Raw genomic sequence first — 16,916 nt, 5'->3', positions numbered from 1 at the left:
AGAGTAGAAACCATCATGGCGAAACAAGCTGTCTTATTTGATCTCGATGATACGTTATTGTGGGATGACCGTAGCGTAAAGGAAGCATTTGAAGCAACTTGTAAGGCGGGAGCTGCCGCTGCTGGCGTAGATGCTACCGAGCTAGAAGAAGCGGTACGAAAAGAAGCAAGAGCACTTTATGAATCGTATGAAACGTTCTCTTTTACTAAAATGATTGGTATTAACCCGTTTGAAGGACTTTGGGCTAATTTCACTGCTGGTGAACAGGAAGAGTTCCGTAAACTTCAGAAGCTTGCACCTGATTATCGTAAAGCAGCGTGGACGCAAGCACTTAAAGCGCTTGGTGTTCATAATGACCAGCTGGGAGCTGAGCTAGCAGAACAATTCCCTGCTGAACGTCGATCACGTCCGATCGTCTATGATGAAACGTTTAAAGTGCTTGATGCTTTGAAAGGTAAGTACAAACTACTGTTATTAACGAATGGTTCACCAGATCTACAACAAGAGAAGCTTGATGGTGTTCCTACACTAATTCCTTATTTTGATCATATCATCGTTTCAGGTAGCTTTGGTGAAGGCAAACCTGCACCTTCCATCTTCAAACATGCACTTGAGAAGCTTGGAATTGAACCCGAACATGGCATAATGGTAGGGGACAAGCTGACTACTGATATATTGGGAGCAAATACTATAGGGATGACATCTGTATGGATCAATCGCCATGATGCAATACGGACCGATGAAATTGTACCTACTTATGAGATTTCAAACTTGGAAGAACTATTGAAACTTTTAGAGCAATAGAAACATATATTAAAATATGAAAAGCCCCTCAAGCGGCGCTCGACGCTGCGGAGGGGCTTAAATAATAGTGAGAGAATCTTATTTTGCTTGGAAAGTTTCATCCGCGAATGGATGAGCGATCCAACCTTCCGTTTCAATAAATAGACGAACAGCAACGATTTGACGATTTTCCATTAGTGTGAAGAAATGCGGCTTGTGTTCAGGTACAGAGATAACATCGCCTGCTTCAAGCTCAACATCAAAGTAGCCTACATCGTCAGTTCCTTTAATGATAAAGATACCGCGTCCAGCCGTAATAGCACGAACTTCGTCTTCTGTATGAGTATGAACGTTTTCGAATTTTTTCAAAATTTCTTCTATATTTGGTGTTGCCTCTGACAATGCAACGATATCCCAAGTCTGATATCCACGACGCCCTGCCAGCTCACGAATTTCTTCATCGTAGGTGGAAAGAATTTGAGTTTTGTCTTCATCAGTCAATACAAATTTATCTTGCAAGTCTTTAGCAAGTTTAGTTGCATCCCAGTGTTCATAAAGGACTTCTTGACTTTCTAGAAATGCACGGACATTTTCTTCTCCTTGAATCCGTTCCTCAGAATTGCGAATTCTTATCTCAGCCATGCTCATTCCCTCTTTTCCAATAGAAATTAAATGATATAATAATTATAAATCAAAAGAACTCGAATGTCGATGGATGATCCTTTTCTGATGGTTAGGTTTCTGATAAACTATTTTGTAACGATTTTGGGAAGGGTGTAGCAAATTGTCGAGACCGACCATACAACAACTGCTCCAGGAGAGAATACTTATTCTGGATGGCGCAATGGGCACAATGATTCAGCAAGCGAATTTGACGGAGGATGATTTCGGCGGGCCTGAACTAGATGGCTGTAACGAAATACTCGTTCTAACACGTCCTGATATTATTCAGCGCATTCATGAGGAGTATTTAGAAGCAGGCGCTGATATTTTGGAAACGAATACGTTCGGCGCAACTAGCGTTGTGCTTGCAGATTATGATATTCCTGAAAAGGCTAGAGAGATTAATCTTGTAGCAGCAAAACTAGCTCGTGCAGCGGCAGACAAATATAGTACTCCTGATAGACCGAGATTTGTAGCGGGAGCGTTAGGTCCTACGACCAAGACTTTATCTGTTACGGGCGGAGTTACATTTGACGAATTAGTAGAATCGTATTTTGAACAAGCGCTAGCACTAATGGAAGCAGATGTTGATACATTACTTCTAGAAACTTCTCAAGATACATTAAATGTAAAAGCGGGAAGTATCGGAATTAAGAAAGCGTTTGAGGTATTGGGTAGAGAGCTTCCAATTATGATTTCAGGAACGATCGAGCCGATGGGTACAACACTTGCAGGTCAATCGATTGAATCTTTTTACATTTCATTGGAACACTTGAAACCGATATCGATCGGTCTAAACTGTGCAACGGGTCCAGAGTTTATGCGTGATCACGTGCGTACTCTAAGTGATATTGCTAGAGCAGCAGTTAGTTGTTATCCCAATGCAGGTCTACCAGATGAAAATGGTCATTATCATGAATCACCAGAGTCACTTGCCAAAAAAATGGCAGCATTCGCTGAACAAGGCTGGCTGAACATTGCTGGCGGTTGTTGTGGTACTACACCGGAACATATTCGAGTAATGGCAGAAACAATGGCGAAATTCCCTCCAAGAACGAAGCTTGGCGAACACGCTGATGCTGTTTCAGGCATTGATACTGTATTTATAGAAGCAGACAATCGCCCAATTATGATCGGTGAACGAACGAACATCTCTGGTTCACGTAAATTTAAACGTTTAATTAAAGAAGAAAAGTTTGATGAAGCATCAGAAATTGCCCGCGCTCAAGTGAAGGGCGGCGCACATGTTATTGATATTAACTTACAAGATACGGACATTGATGAAGCGTATGCTGTTCATAACTTTTTGCCACAAGTTGTGAAAAAGATTAAAGCACCATTAATGCTTGATTCCACATATGATCATATTATTGAACTAGGTCTCAAATATTCACAAGGTAAAGCGATCATTAACTCCATCAATTTGGAGGATGGTGAATCGAAGTTTGAACAAATTATTCCGTTAATACACCGTTATGGTGCAGCTGTTGTCATGATCCTTATAGACGAACGTGGACAGGCGGTTTCACGTCAGGCGAAGATTGAAGTTGCAGAGCGTTCTTATAATCTATTAGTTGATAAATATGGCGTTAACCCTGAAGATATTATATTTGACCCTAACATGTTCCCAGTTGGTTCTGGTGACCCGCAATATATCGGTTCTGCGGTGGAAACATTGGAAGGTATTCGAATGATTAAAGAGAAGTTCCCTAGAACGAAAACAATTCTAGGACTAAGCAACATATCATTCGGCTTACCAGATGCTGGGCGCGAAGTGTTGAACTCTGTTTATTTGTATCATGCGACTAAAGCTGGTCTAGATTATGCTATCGTTAATACAGAGAAACTTGAGCGTTATGCATCTATTCCTGACGAAGAGCGTAAACTGGCTGAAGAACTAATCTACAATACGACGGATGAATCACTTGCTGCGTTTGTAGCAGCTTTCCGCCATAAGAAAGTTGAGAAGAAGGAGAAGATTTCGAATCTAACTCTGGAGGAACGACTTGCTTCTTATGTTATAGAAGGAACAAAAGAAGGACTTATCCCTGATCTTGATATCGCTTTGAAAAAGTACACTGCTCTTGAAGTTATTAACGGACCACTAATGCGCGGTATGGAGGAAGTCGGCAAATTGTTTAACAACAATGAGCTGATCGTTGCTGAAGTATTGCAAAGTGCGGAAGTTATGAAGGCGTCCGTTACGTACTTGGAACAATTTATGGAGAAGAATGAATCTTCCGTTAAAGGGAAAATTATTCTAGCGACAGTTAAAGGCGATGTACATGATATCGGCAAAAACTTAGTGGAAATCATTTTGTCAAACAACGGATACAAAATAATTAACCTTGGCATTAAAGTGCCGCCTGAAGCATTGATCGAAGCTTATCGTAAAGAGAAAGTCGATGCGATTGGTTTGTCTGGTTTGCTTGTAAAATCAGCTCAGCAAATGGTAATAACAGCTCAAGATTTGCGTAATGCGGGCATAGATGCACCAATTCTAGTTGGCGGTGCTGCACTTACTCGTAAGTTTACAAAAACGAGAATTGGTCCTGAATATGATGGACTTGTCCTATATGCTAAAGATGCAATGGACGGATTAGATATTGCAAATAAACTAATGGACCCGGCGCATCGTGAACATCTTGAGGAAGAATTAGCTGCTTACAAAGCAGCAGCAGCGACTGACGAAGTTGAAACTAAGCAGTTGCCAACTTTAACGCGTGCAGTCCGTTCCAAAATAAATCCAGATGCACCAGTATTCGCGCCTCCTGATTTGGAGCGGCATGTCCTTCGAGATGTTCCTATTCCACATGTTATTCCTTATGTGAATATGCAAATGCTGCTTGGTCATCATCTTGGACTTAAAGGGACAGTTGAAAAATTGCTTGCTGAAGACAATGAGAAAGCGGTGCAATTGAAGGCTACCGTTGATGAAATATTGCGGGAAGGTCATACGGAAGGATTTATTCAAGCACATGGCATGTATCGTTTCTTCCCTGCACAATCGTCTGGTAACGATGTTATCATCTATGATCCTAATGATCCAACTATGGAGATTAAACGATTTACTTTCCCACGCCAACAGGTGGAACCTTTCTTATGTTTGTCAGACTTCTTAAAATCAGTAGAGAGCGGCACGATGGATTATGTTGGTTTCCTCGTCGTTACAGCAGGTAAGGGTATTCGTGATCTAGCAAATGAGTGGAAAGACAAAGGTGATTATTTACGTTCACATGCGCTAAATTCTGTTGCTCTCGAAGTGGCTGAAGGAATGGCAGAACGAGTTCACCACATGATGCGTGACATTTGTGGTTATCCAGATCCAGCTGAGATGACAATGAAGCAACGTCTTGGAGCACGTTATCAAGGTATTCGTGTATCATTTGGTTATCCAGCATGTCCAAACTTGGAAGATCAAGAGCCATTATTTGATCTAATGAAACCAGAGGATATCGGAGTAGAACTAACAGAAGGATTTATGATGGAACCTGAAGCGTCCGTATCTGCAATGGTATTCGCACACCCAGAAGCGCAGTACTTTAATGTAGAGAAAGTATAGTTTGTATACAACTTGATTGAGCCTTCCGGAATTTGATCTTAGGATCAATAACGGGAGGCTCCTTTCTCATCACTAGCTTGTAGAGGGAAATCTAATTGAAAAGAGGCGTTTGAAGGATGAAACTATGGTTTTTGGGTACGGGAGCAGGCAGGCCAAGCAAGCATCGTAACGTAACTGCGCTGGCACTGCAATTGCCTGAACCTCTCTCTAGTTGGTGGTTGTTCGACGCAGGTGAAGCTACGCAACATCAAATTATGAAAACACCATTAAAGTTGAATAAACTAGAGATGATCTTTGTATCTCATCTACATGGGGATCATCTATATGGGCTTCCTGGTTTGTTAAGCAGTCGTTCGTTTGATGGTGGAATTACTCCAGTCACAATGTTTGGACCAGTCGGATTACGAAAATATATTGAAACGATATTTGATTTGACGGGTACGATGTTAGATTACGAGCTAATCATCCATGAACTGGCAGAAGAGTCAGCGACAATCTATGAAAGTGATAAGTTCCAAGTTGAAGTAAGAACGCTTGAACATCGAATTTCATGTTTTGGTTATCGGATTACGGAATATGATACACCAGGGAAATTGAAGGTTGATCGACTACGGGAGTTAGGTATTGAGGCTGGGCCTCTTTATGGCAAATTGAAAAAAGGCGAATCGGTAACGTTATCTTGTGGTACGGTCATACAGCCAGAGGACGTTATAGATGGTATCAATCGCGGTAGAATTGTTACTATTCTAGGAGATACGAGTCCTTGTGAATCCGCAATGCTACTTGCACAAAATGCAGATGTGTTAGTCCATGAAGCGACCTTTGCTGCTGGTATGGAGGAAAAAGCGCATGAATTTGGACATTGTACAACTGTTGATGCTGCAACTACTGCAAAATTAGCGGGAGCACGTAAGCTAGTTTTGACTCATTTCAGTGGACGATATAGTAATGAAGAGTTGCAACAACTTGAAGAAGAAGCTTCTGCTGTGTTCACAGACAGTGTGGCTGCAATAGATTTGGGAATGATTGAAGTTAATCGATAAGATGAGAAGAGTATAATAGATATCTTTTGCACCTAAATATAACATTGCGAAGCGAACGTGTATTCTGTAATATAAAAGCGATAATGCAAATAAAAGAGACTACTTACGTTGATATAGTCAGGTTGAATGAGGAGTGAAGGTAATGAATCGCTGGACGGGCAGAGCTGAAAACCTTGGGGAGTGGCTAGAGCATATAAAATCGAATGAACAAATAATGGCGAACGTAACCCATTGGCGTACACTTCCACCACGCGATGCCCGTAACGCCCCACTACCGGATGATTTACATCCCGCATGGCGTGAAGCGCTACAATCACGAGGCATTAATGAATTATATGTTCACCAAGCGGAAGCATACGAGGCTGCGAGAAGAGGCGATCATGTTGTTGCTGTAACCCCGACGGCATCAGGAAAAACGTTCTGTTACAACTTACCCGTTATGCAGAGTCTTCTGGAAAACGAAGAGGGCAGAGCACTGTATTTATTCCCAACAAAAGCATTGTCACAAGATCAGGTTACAGAGTTACAAACTTTAGCTGATCTTATGGACTCAGGTATAAAAACACATACATATGACGGCGACACTCCACCGACAGTTAGAACGGCGATTCGTAATGCAGGTCATATTGTCGTAACAAATCCAGATATGTTGCATTCCGCCATTCTACCTCATCATACAAAATGGGTAAAACTATTTGAAAATATTAAATTCATTGTAATCGATGAAGTGCATGCTTACCGTGGTGTTTTCGGAAGCCACGTTGCGAATGTCATCCGCCGTTTAAAACGGATATGCCGTTTTTATGGATCGAATCCGCAGTTTATTTGCGCATCTGCAACGATTGACAATCCACTCGAACATGCAGAGAAGCTGATCGGTGAGAAAGTAACTTTGATCGATAATAATGGTGCCCCTATGGGAGAAAAACATATCGTTTTCTACAATCCTCCAGTTGTTAATAAACAACTTGGTATACGAAGAAGTAGTGTACTAGAAACTCAGAAACTTGCTGGATTGTTGTTGAAACAAGGTGTACAAACGATTGTTTTTGCTAGAAGCAGAGTAAGGGTAGAGTTACTTTTAACTTACTTGCAAGAGTTGATTCGGGATAAGCTTGATACGAAAACAATTCGAGGTTATCGTGGAGGCTACTTGCCTAAACTTAGACGCGAGATTGAAAAAGGACTTAGAAACGGAGAAATTCGTGGAGTTGTTAGTACGAATGCGCTGGAGTTAGGCATCGATATTGGACAACTTCAAGCATGCGTTTTGAATGGTTATCCCGGCACGATTGCAAGTACTTGGCAGCAATCAGGTCGTGCAGGCAGACGACAGGAAAGTTCGGTAACTTTTATGGTTGCGAGCAGCAATCCGCTGGATCAATATATGATTCAGAATCCAGACTTTTTCTTCGAACGCCCGCCCGAGAGAGCACTTATTCATCCTGACAATTTGCTGGTTCTTATCGATCATGTGAAATGTGCTGCTTATGAACTGCCATTCCGACAAGGAGACACATTTGGCTCAGAGTCTTTAGAAGATATGATGGAGTTTTTAGTAGATGAGAAGGTACTTCACAGTGCAGGAGGCAGATGGTTTTGGATGGAACAATCGTTCCCGGCGCATGGCATCTCTTTACGATCAGCAGCACAAGAAAATTTTATAATTATTGATATGACGAACGCTAATCGTGTACTTGGAGAGGTGGATCGTTTTAGTGCGCCAACGCTCATCCATGAAGAAGCTATTTATATTCATGAAGGGGTACAATATCAAGTTGAAAAACTGGACTATCCCGAGAAAAAAGCTTATGTTCGTGAGGTTGATGTTGATTATTATACTGACGCCAATGTAGCAGTTGAGCTAAAAGTACTTCATGTTGATAAAGAGAAACAATCTGGAGAGTTGCTCAGACAATACGGTGAAGTCACTCTTAATGCGAAGGCAACCATTTTCAAAAAAATTCGTCTTCGTACACATGAAAATATCGGATCTGGGCCAATACATTTGCCAGAAGAAGAGCTTCATACGAGCAGTTACTGGTTTTCATTTAGTGAAGAGGCTGCTTCCCGTAAGAGTAAAAATGAGATGCAATTTGCATTACTAGGACTTGCAAATGTACTTGTTCATATTGCACCACTTTATTTGATGTGTGATCCATTTGATATTCGAGTTGTACCTCAAGTTAAAGCGATTCATTCACAGAGGCCAACGATTTATTTTTATGATCGCTATCCTGGAGGTATCGGTTTAAGTGAGCGCTTATTCGAAGTACATGATGAGTTGTTAAAACAAGCTAAATCTATGATTACGACTTGTACATGTCTAAGTGGTTGTCCGGCTTGTGTAGGGCCAATTGAAGAAGTAGGATTACTTGGCAAGCAGCAAGCGCTGGAACTGATCTTAGAAGCGGAGAGAATGTCATGAGTGGATTACGTGATCGGATGAATAGGCTACGAGGTGTGTCAAAGGACGTAGTAACTGACCCGGATGCAATAGCTAATTCACTTGCAGTTAAAGTTGAAGAGGAGAAAATTGAATCGCAGGAAGCAGCGGAAGTTCTACATCCTGCTTGGTCAACTTTCGGAGTAGAGCTACAAACAACGGATGAAGGATCATTTTTAATACGCAAAAGTACATTTCATTTAGGGCATTTCCATGGTACACATCAACTTGGAGAGTTGGTAGAAGCTGCTTCAGGTCTTAAAGCTTTCCACCCTGTAGCAGGTGAAATGAATCCAGAACAAATCCTTTATTTGGATTTGGAAACGACTGGACTCGGAGTAGGAGCGGGAAATGTTCCTTTTATGATTGGGATTGCTTATCAACAGGCAGACACTTTTATTGTCGAGCAAACGATCATTCGGCATCCTGCTGAAGAATATGCGATGTTGAATAATTTGAAAAGAAAGCTTCGCAATTATACTTACCTAGCGACATATAATGGGAAGACATTTGATTGGCCGCTTGTTCAGAATCGAATCATTATGAATGGTATTAGAGGGGAAGCATGGACGCCACTACATCTGGATTTCCTTCATCCGTCACGTTCGTTATGGAGAAATACTCTAGCATCATGTAAGCTCAGTCATATAGAAGAGGAACGTCTCGGCATATCTCGTACGGAAGATGTACCAGGCTCATTAGCACCACAGCTATATTTCCAGTATTTGGCGACAGGTGATCCGGCTCCACTCGAAGGTGTATTCATCCATAACGAAAGTGATCTTCTTTCTTTAGCATGTTTATCGATTCGATTTGGTTTTTTGCTTCAAGAACAAATTTTTAATCGAATACCTTATCCAGAGGAAGCAGAAGAGTTAGTGAGAACAGGACTATGGCTTGAGAAAATGGGACATTACCATTTAGCGGACACATTGTTCGAACGTGCTCTCCAGTCGGAATCCACGCTTCCATCTGCACTTACTTTGCTAGCTACAAGAGATAAGAAGGCTGGAAATTGGGGCCGTGCTGTGTTATTGTGGCAGAAAGCCGTAAAGTATAAAGGACTTAAGGATATTGAAGATGTACAAGAAGCATATATCGAACTTGCAATGTACTACGAACATCGGGTAAAACAGGTTGAAGTTGCATTAGTTTATGCGATTCAAGCATTAGATCGTAGAGAGCAATTATTTAAATATGAGCGAAGAGACAAAAAGTACCGAGCGGAGCTCGATGCCATTCAAAATCGAATTGCTAGATTGCGCCGAAAACTTGAAGCGAAAGTATCAACGATATAGAGGAATGAACTTATGACAATGAATGAACGTGCCATGAAGGGATTGCTAATCGATCTTGATGGCACACTTTATCATGGTACTACAATGATAGATGGTGCAGATCGATTAATACATTATTTACGTAATGAAAGTATTCCTTATCGATTTGTCACAAATAACTCTGCTTCTTCACCTGAGGAAGTAGCTAATCGACTAGAAGCTATGGGAATACCTGCAACAAGTGAGGATGTATGTACTTCTGCACAAGCAACTGCACAATATGTTGCTGGATTACAACCTAAAGCATCCGTGTACGTCATTGGAGAATCAGGACTACATGAAGCTATTCAAGATGCTGGGTTACGAATAACAGACCAATTTCCTGATTTTGTTGTACAAGGGATTGATCGAAATCTTTCTTATGAACGTATCGCTCAAGCTGTTCGTTATATTCGTGAAGGTGCAACTTATATTTTAACTAATCCAGACTTGTTGTTACCCTCTACAAATGGACTTATACCCGGTGCTGGTTCAATTGGCGCAATGCTAAAGGCTGCTAGTGGCAAAGAGCCTGTATTAATAGGGAAACCATCATCTATACTAATGGATTATTCATTGACGCAACTTGGTGTACCAAATCAAGATACTTGGGTAGTTGGAGATAATATAGCTACTGATATTGCTGCTGGAATTGCAGCTGATTGTGGTACCTTGCTCGTGTTAACAGGACTAACTACTGCAGCTAATTATAGTAGTTATTCAGAAGCTGCGCGTTGTAAACCGGATTTGATTTGTGAGAGCTTAGAAGCTTTAATTCAAACCGTTTCCAATCATCGTTAAAACAAATCATTCGAATATTGAGGCGCAGGGAGGAATTATTTTTGATGCAGGAGTTGCCAGAGTTAGAAATATATCGAGTGATGCTTGCGGAAAGATATGCAGGTGCACAGATTACTGGATTTCAGGTGCATAATCATAAAATAACTGATTTATCCGAAGATCAATTAAATGTAGAAATCATCGATAAGACGGTTTGGTTCGTAGAGCGGCGAGCTCAACATCTTATATTCCATCTAGATAATGGAAGAAGATTAGTGTTACACATTTCCAATCAGGCGTATTTGTATAGCTATTTAAAAGACGAAAATTACGATTCATCAAAAGCATCGGTAACGATGCAATTTGGAAATCGTCATTTGAGCTTCCATGGGCTTCAAAGGGGAGATATTCAACTTCTGACCGTTAAAGGTGTAGAGGAGTATATGAAAAACTTTGGTCCAGACCCACTCAACAAGCGCCTTTCGTTAAATAAATTTATTGAGAAATTTGCAAAGAAGAGAAGTTCGCTTAAGACAGCTTTGATGGATCAAAGTTGTATTGCTGGGATCGGACCCGTTTATGCAGATGAGATTGCTTATGAAGCTGGAATAAGACCTGATTTAAAGTTATCCGAGATGGATGCTGAAAGCTGGGAGAAACTATTTGTAGCAATGGGATCAATATTAAGGGAATCGATTTCACATGGTGGTGCTGGACAAAAACCATTGTTTGCAAATGATATTTTCACTGGTGGCTACTCGGAACGATTCAAAGTGATCGAACGTGAAGGTACGGATTGTATACGTTGTGGTGGAACAATTGAAAAGATTTCTATTGGCGCCCGAAAAGCTTTTATTTGCCCAAATTGTCAAAGTAAACCGCAATAATTGAGAGTAACTCGGATAATATTAGGGAGATGACAAATGATACATGTCTATTTGGACGATTATCGTCATTGTCCGGCTGGCTTCGTATTAGCCAAAAACGCTGAGGAATGTAAGCTGCTAATAAGTAACGAAGACATTGATATACTCTCACTGGACTTTGATCTTGGATGGGGGCAGCCAACAGGTTTTGAAGTCGTTCGTCATTTGGTTGATATCGGAAAATATCCGAAACAAATTTATTTACATACTTCAAGTACATCTGGCAAATTACAAATGTATCATCATCTTTCGCGAAATGTACCAGATGATGTAAAATTGCATGGTGGGCCAATGCCTCAAAGTATAGTAGATGAAATTGCTAATAAGTAATTAATTAGGATACAAAAAGGATTATTCTACTTCATAATGAAAGAGGCATAACTTATCGTGAGTCAATGGATCGGAACAGCAAATCAGAGTTATGCACCATATGCAATTGAGGAGTTGCGTAGACTTTTGCCTGGAGCAAGTTTTGTTCAGCTAGCAGCAGGTGAAGTATTCCTTATGAGTTGTGAGCAGGAAAGAGCCGAGACGCTTGAAGCTATTCATAGCAAAGAGCCGATATTTCTACGGCACATCCAACCTGTTGACAGAGTAATCGAAATTAGCGGAAGTGCAATTGATCTCGAAGGATTGTCGGAGATGATACGTCACGCAAGGCTAACTTTTGTGGACAAGCGTACAGCCGTTCATATTCGTAGAAGCTCAAAAACAACTTTCCATTATTCCGCATCGGATACTAAGGCACTACTGGATGCAGTTCTTGAGGAACTTGATGCAGAACCAGTTGTACAACAACCAGAAATCATTATTTCGATTTATGCTGCGGAGACACAATTGTATGTCGGTTTTGCAAGCCCTGGGGATATGTTGTCAGATTGGCCTGGTGGGGCGGTTCGTTTCCAGCGTGAAGATGGACAAGTCTCTAGAGCTAAGTTCAAGCTTTTGGAAGCTGAACGGGCATTTGGATTGAACTATGCAGACTTTAAGCAAGCATTAGACGTTGGAGCTGCACCTGGTGGTTGGACTTCACTGCTTCTTGATCGTGGGCTTCGAGTAACGGCTATCGATCCTGCTGACATGCATCCTTCACTTTTGCATCATCATGCACTAACACATCATAAGAGAAATGCTGCCGATGTGAAATTGGTTGCTAATACTTATGATCTACTCGTTTGCGATATGAGTTGGAGTCCTATGCTAATGAGTAGACTTATATTGGACTTGCAAGGAGCGCTAAAACCATATGCAACAGCAATCATTACGATCAAGCTTATGCACCGCAAGCCTTTGCAAACGATTCGAGAAGTACAAGAGCGTCTAGGGACTGCTTTTACAATACTCAAAGCAAAGCAGTTATTTCATAACCGCGAGGAAATCACATTGTTTTTACAAAAGAAACAATAGTCTAGGTTATGAGAGAATGGGTTTTTAGTCGTCTTTATAATAATTGAACGAAGTCAAAGGCATATGCTACAATAGCCTTTAGATAACCATATTTCGTAGGGAAAGCATCCCGATTTACGTCTGTTAAACACAGGCGTTGTCGGGGTGCTTTTTTTTTCGATTGGAGGAATATAGAAGTGGATGGAATCGGTGTAAAGTTGCCATATTTAGAGAAGGGTAAACTCGTCGGAGGACGATATCGTATATTACGTATTTTAGGTCAAGGCGGTATGGGTATTGTTTATGCTGTGGAGGATTTGAGATTAGATGGTATGCTCCGAGCAATGAAAGTAACCGTAACGAAAGAAGGTAAAGGAGTTTTTTCTGAGGAAGCAAATACGTTGATGAGATTAAGGAACCCGTATTTACCATTAATTACAGATTATTTTCCTCCTGATTCTGAAACTGGCATAGAGATGTTAGTGATGGATTATATCGAAGGAGATACGATTGCAGCAATGATGTCTCGAACTTTTGGTGGATTTACGTTTCCAGAATTGATTCATATTGGTTTAGGGCTATGCTCAGCATTAAATTATTTGCATTCACTGCCATCGGCCATTATTCATAGAGATTTAAAGCCTTCGAACGTAATGATTGACCGCAAAGGTCACGTTAAGCTTATCGATTTTGGAATATCTCGTCGTTATAAAGAAGGACAACTTAACGATACTATGAAGTTAGGAACAAAAGGATTTGCGGCACCAGAACAACAGCAAGGCAAACAAAGTGATGTTAGAACGGACATTTATGGACTAGGAGCATTGCTCTATTACATAGCATCAAATGGCACTGTCGTTCCACAACATCAGACTTTGATAGGGAAATCACCCGCTATAAATCAATTGCCGCACCAAATTCCTGCTTCGTTTCGTGCTGTTCTTGATCGAATGGTACAGCAACTGCCAGAGCATCGTTATCAAAGTATGAGGGAAGTCGAACTAGAACTACGAGCGTTTTCTACACAAGCTCCTCTAACGGAGGAACCTAGAAGCTGGAATACGTACACGAGCCAAACTAAATCGCCGCTTGTAAGTGTAATATCGTTATCTCCTGGCGCAGGTGCAACGATGTTGTCCATTACTTTAGCGTTAATGCTTGGACGCAAAGGGTTTAGCGTTACTGCAGCGGAATATTATAATGTTCCACCTGAATGGCTAGAGATTTTGCCTTCAAAATCGAAACGTGAGGCATCCGAGGAAGAAGGGATTACAAGTTTTACAGAACGATTTATTCGACGTAAAGAAGCAAGAAATTGTATTAATTGGTTAACAATTAATTCACATAGCTTGTCAGATAGACAACAAGATAAACAGTTATTTGAGCAAAAGTTACAGCAACATGGAAGCGCTATTAATATTATCGATTTTTCCAGTCAATGGATGGATACAAATGCAATGCAATGGCTGAAAGAATCAAAACATGTTGTCGTAATCGCCGATCCATTTATTTCTAGGTGGCAAGTAAGCCAGCTTCAGCAATTAAAAAAATTACAAGAAGAGCTGAGAATTAGTGGAGGAGAACTTCACTGGATCGCTAATAAAGATGTACGATTCAGTGGTCGAAGAGAGTGGCTATCGCTTTTCCCAGATAGACCAATTGCGGCCGTACCTCTACTTCCTCAAGATGCAATGCTTAATGCATTATGGAGTAGCAAGTGGGTAACTGATAATACCGTTTTGGATTATCGATTAAGTCGAGCATTGCTGCCCGTTTTCGAATTGATTACACATAATATCTGTTCAAACCAATAAGAAAAAATTCGCTACTATGAGAAAAATGAGTGTTTAAAATAGCCCACTTCACTCTTTTCGAGAGACGGCTTGCTTGCATTTCGACCCTACCTTCATTATGATGAATGTATTATTGGGCTAAGAAGGAAGGTGACCGAAGTCATGAACGAACGAGTTCTTGTCGTAGAGGATGAAGCGGGAATCGCCCGCATTTTGCAGCTCGAATTAGAGCATGAAGGCTATGTTGTAGGAATAGCTACAGATGGTCGCAAAGGCTATGAGATGGCATCAACAGGAGAATGGCAGTTAGTATTACTAGATGTCATGCTTCCAGAGATGAGTGGTATTGAGGTACTTCGATTAATTAGACAAGCAGGGAATCCAGTTCCTATTATACTGTTGACGGCGAGAGACACCGTTCCTGATAAAGTAAGCGGCTTTGAGCATGGTGCTAATGATTATATTACGAAGCCATTTGCAATGGAGGAATTACTCGCAAGAGTACGGAATATACTACGCATTTTCCAACAGTATCCTAAAGAGTCTGAAGGGTCTGATATGATTAAGCTCGGTGACCTGACGATTGAGCTTCGCTCACGTAAAGTGTACCGAAAAGATGTATTGATAGAGCTGACTCCTCGTGAATTTGAGTTGTTAGTTTATTTAGTTGAAAGTCGTAATGAAGAGAAGTCACGTGAAGATATATTGTCGGAAGTATGGGGTTACGACTTTATCGGCGAAACAAATTTAGTCGATGTGTATATTCGATATCTTCGCCAGAAGCTGGACAAAGGCTATCGCCATAAATTGATTCATACGGTTCGCGGCGTAGGCTACATGATAAAGGAGCCAGATGCATGACGCTGCGTAAACGATTTACGCTTTTCACTATTTTTTGGCTTATATTAATATTGATCTTTTTTAATATATTTGTTTATTTCTATGTCATCAAAATTACGACTGAGACTGAAGAAGAGGTTATTACGACCAAAGTCAATCTCATGCTCGAAAATCCGCGAATACAAAGTGGTAGAGGACTTAATGATCCTGAATTGTTGACGGAATATTCGAATGTAAATGAAATGATACGTATCATTGGGCCTAATAATCGTGTTTGGATTATAACAGGATCTAATCCTGTGCTGCTTGAAATACCAGCACAATTTGAACCTTATCACCAAACCGATATGATTACAAAAGGTGGCGAGCGCATCTTATTTATGCGCGTGCCACTTTATGAAGATGGCAAAGTGGTTGCAATGCTTGAGATTCATCGGATTTTGGATGAACTTGACAATTATTTGCAGGTGCTTGTTGCTGCCCTTAGTGTAACTAGCGGCGGTGCGATCTTATTTGCGATTTTCGGAACCTATTGGTTCACTTCGAGGTTAACGGCTCCAATTCAACAGATGGTTAATACGATGAGAGAAATCGATCGGAGTGGTAAACTGCGCCAGATCGAAATGACTAATCGTGAAGAGTCGGCAGAATTGCAACAACTCCTGCGCGCTTTTAACCAGATGATTGAGAGACTAGATCGAACATTTGCCAAGCAAAAGCAATTCGTCGCAGACGCATCACATGAATTAAAAACACCGTTAACGGTAATAAGCAGTTATGCAGGGATGCTAAAACGTTGGGGTAGAGACGATGAAAGTGTGCGGGACGAAGCGATAGAAGCAATTGCTAAGGAATCAATTCGACTACAGAACTTAACCAAATCGATGCTTATGCTAGCAGAGGCCGAGCAAGAAGATTGGTTGAAACTGGAGATGTTTGATGTTGTACAAGTTGTTGATGAACTAGCTATGATGTTGCAGACAACTTTCCAACGCCCAATTCGTGTAAAAGCTCTTACCAAAGTTGTTCGAATGATGGGTGACAAAGACAAAGTTCGTCAGTTGCTAGTCATTTTACTTGATAATGCGATCAAATATTCTAAAGAACCAATTGATATATCAATTACACTGATGAAGAACATTGTTAAAATAGAAGTTAAAGATAAAGGTATGGGTATCCCAGAAAAAGAGATTCCACATCTGTTCGAACGTTTCTATCGTGTAGATGGAGCCAGAAGCCGTTCGACTGGTGGAGTTGGTCTTGGTCTTTCTATCGCCAAACGAATCGTTGATTTGCATGAAGGTAAAATTGATGTATTTAGTCTTCCTGATCTTGGAACAACGATTACATTACAATTCAAGCAACGCAAATAAAGATC

At 40.8% G+C, this 16,916-nt stretch carries 13 protein-coding genes; 12 read left to right on the top strand and 1 reads right to left on the bottom strand.

Annotated features, from left to right (window positions below; all coding sequences use genetic code 11):
• Positions 1-15 precede the first annotated feature (15 nt).
• Positions 16-804, top strand: a complete 789-nt coding sequence (locus tag I6N90_RS08125; RefSeq protein ID WP_197935033.1) for an HAD-IA family hydrolase — start codon at positions 16-18, stop codon at positions 802-804.
• Positions 805-882: 78 nt separating this feature from the next.
• Here the strand turns inward: I6N90_RS08125 and I6N90_RS08120 are convergent, their stop codons facing one another.
• Positions 883-1,425, bottom strand: coding sequence for a 1,2-dihydroxy-3-keto-5-methylthiopentene dioxygenase (locus tag I6N90_RS08120; RefSeq protein ID WP_197935032.1), 543 nt, complete (start codon positions 1,423-1,425; stop codon positions 883-885).
• Between the two features lie 202 nt (positions 1,426-1,627).
• Between I6N90_RS08120 and metH the strand changes: the two genes are divergently transcribed.
• The 11 genes from metH to I6N90_RS08065 all read left to right on the top strand — a co-directional run bounded on the left by metH (position 1,628) and on the right by I6N90_RS08065 (position 16,911).
• Complete coding sequence (gene metH / locus I6N90_RS08115) at positions 1,628-5,008, top strand: methionine synthase (protein WP_442950956.1); 3,381 nt, start codon at positions 1,628-1,630, stop codon at positions 5,006-5,008.
• Positions 5,009-5,124: 116 nt separating this feature from the next.
• Positions 5,125-6,051, top strand: a complete 927-nt coding sequence (gene rnz / locus I6N90_RS08110; RefSeq protein ID WP_197935030.1) for a ribonuclease Z — start codon at positions 5,125-5,127, stop codon at positions 6,049-6,051.
• Between the two features lie 142 nt (positions 6,052-6,193).
• Positions 6,194-8,479, top strand: coding sequence for a DEAD/DEAH box helicase (locus I6N90_RS08105; RefSeq protein ID WP_197935029.1), 2,286 nt, complete (start codon positions 6,194-6,196; stop codon positions 8,477-8,479).
• Positions 8,476-9,795, top strand: coding sequence for a ribonuclease H-like domain-containing protein (locus tag I6N90_RS08100; RefSeq protein ID WP_197935028.1), 1,320 nt, complete (start codon positions 8,476-8,478; stop codon positions 9,793-9,795). The genes I6N90_RS08105 and I6N90_RS08100 overlap by 4 nt, the downstream gene beginning before the upstream one ends.
• Before the next feature lie 18 nt (positions 9,796-9,813).
• Entirely contained in the window at positions 9,814-10,614 is an 801-nt protein-coding gene (locus I6N90_RS08095; RefSeq protein WP_197935788.1) for a TIGR01457 family HAD-type hydrolase, read from the top strand.
• 44 nt (positions 10,615-10,658) lie between these two features.
• A complete protein-coding gene (locus I6N90_RS08090) occupies positions 10,659-11,480 on the top strand; it encodes an Fpg/Nei family DNA glycosylase (protein ID WP_232242911.1) in 822 nt (273 codons plus the stop codon).
• A gap of 36 nt (positions 11,481-11,516) precedes the next feature.
• Complete coding sequence (locus tag I6N90_RS08085) at positions 11,517-11,849, top strand: cyclic-phosphate processing receiver domain-containing protein (protein WP_197935026.1); 333 nt, start codon at positions 11,517-11,519, stop codon at positions 11,847-11,849.
• Between the two features lie 57 nt (positions 11,850-11,906).
• Entirely contained in the window at positions 11,907-12,926 is a 1,020-nt protein-coding gene (locus I6N90_RS08080) for an SAM-dependent methyltransferase (protein WP_197935025.1), read from the top strand.
• A gap of 176 nt (positions 12,927-13,102) precedes the next feature.
• Positions 13,103-14,719: a serine/threonine protein kinase gene (locus tag I6N90_RS08075; RefSeq protein ID WP_197935024.1), complete on the top strand. Its 1,617-nt coding sequence runs from the start codon at positions 13,103-13,105 to the stop codon at positions 14,717-14,719.
• A 141-nt stretch (positions 14,720-14,860) separates the two neighbouring features.
• The gene (locus I6N90_RS08070; protein WP_197935023.1) at positions 14,861-15,559 is read left to right on the top strand and encodes a response regulator transcription factor; all 699 of its coding nucleotides are present in this window, start codon (positions 14,861-14,863) and stop codon (positions 15,557-15,559) included.
• Entirely contained in the window at positions 15,556-16,911 is a 1,356-nt protein-coding gene (locus I6N90_RS08065) for a sensor histidine kinase (RefSeq protein ID WP_197935022.1), read from the top strand. The genes I6N90_RS08070 and I6N90_RS08065 overlap by 4 nt, the downstream gene beginning before the upstream one ends.
• Positions 16,912-16,916: the final 5 nt, after the last annotated feature.

Source organism: Paenibacillus sp. GSMTC-2017, from assembly GCF_016019935.1.
In the GTDB taxonomy this organism is placed as follows: domain Bacteria; phylum Bacillota; class Bacilli; order Paenibacillales; family Paenibacillaceae; genus Pristimantibacillus.
Note: the sequence above shows the minus strand (reverse complement) of the source record. Positions and strands in the feature narration are given on the sequence as shown.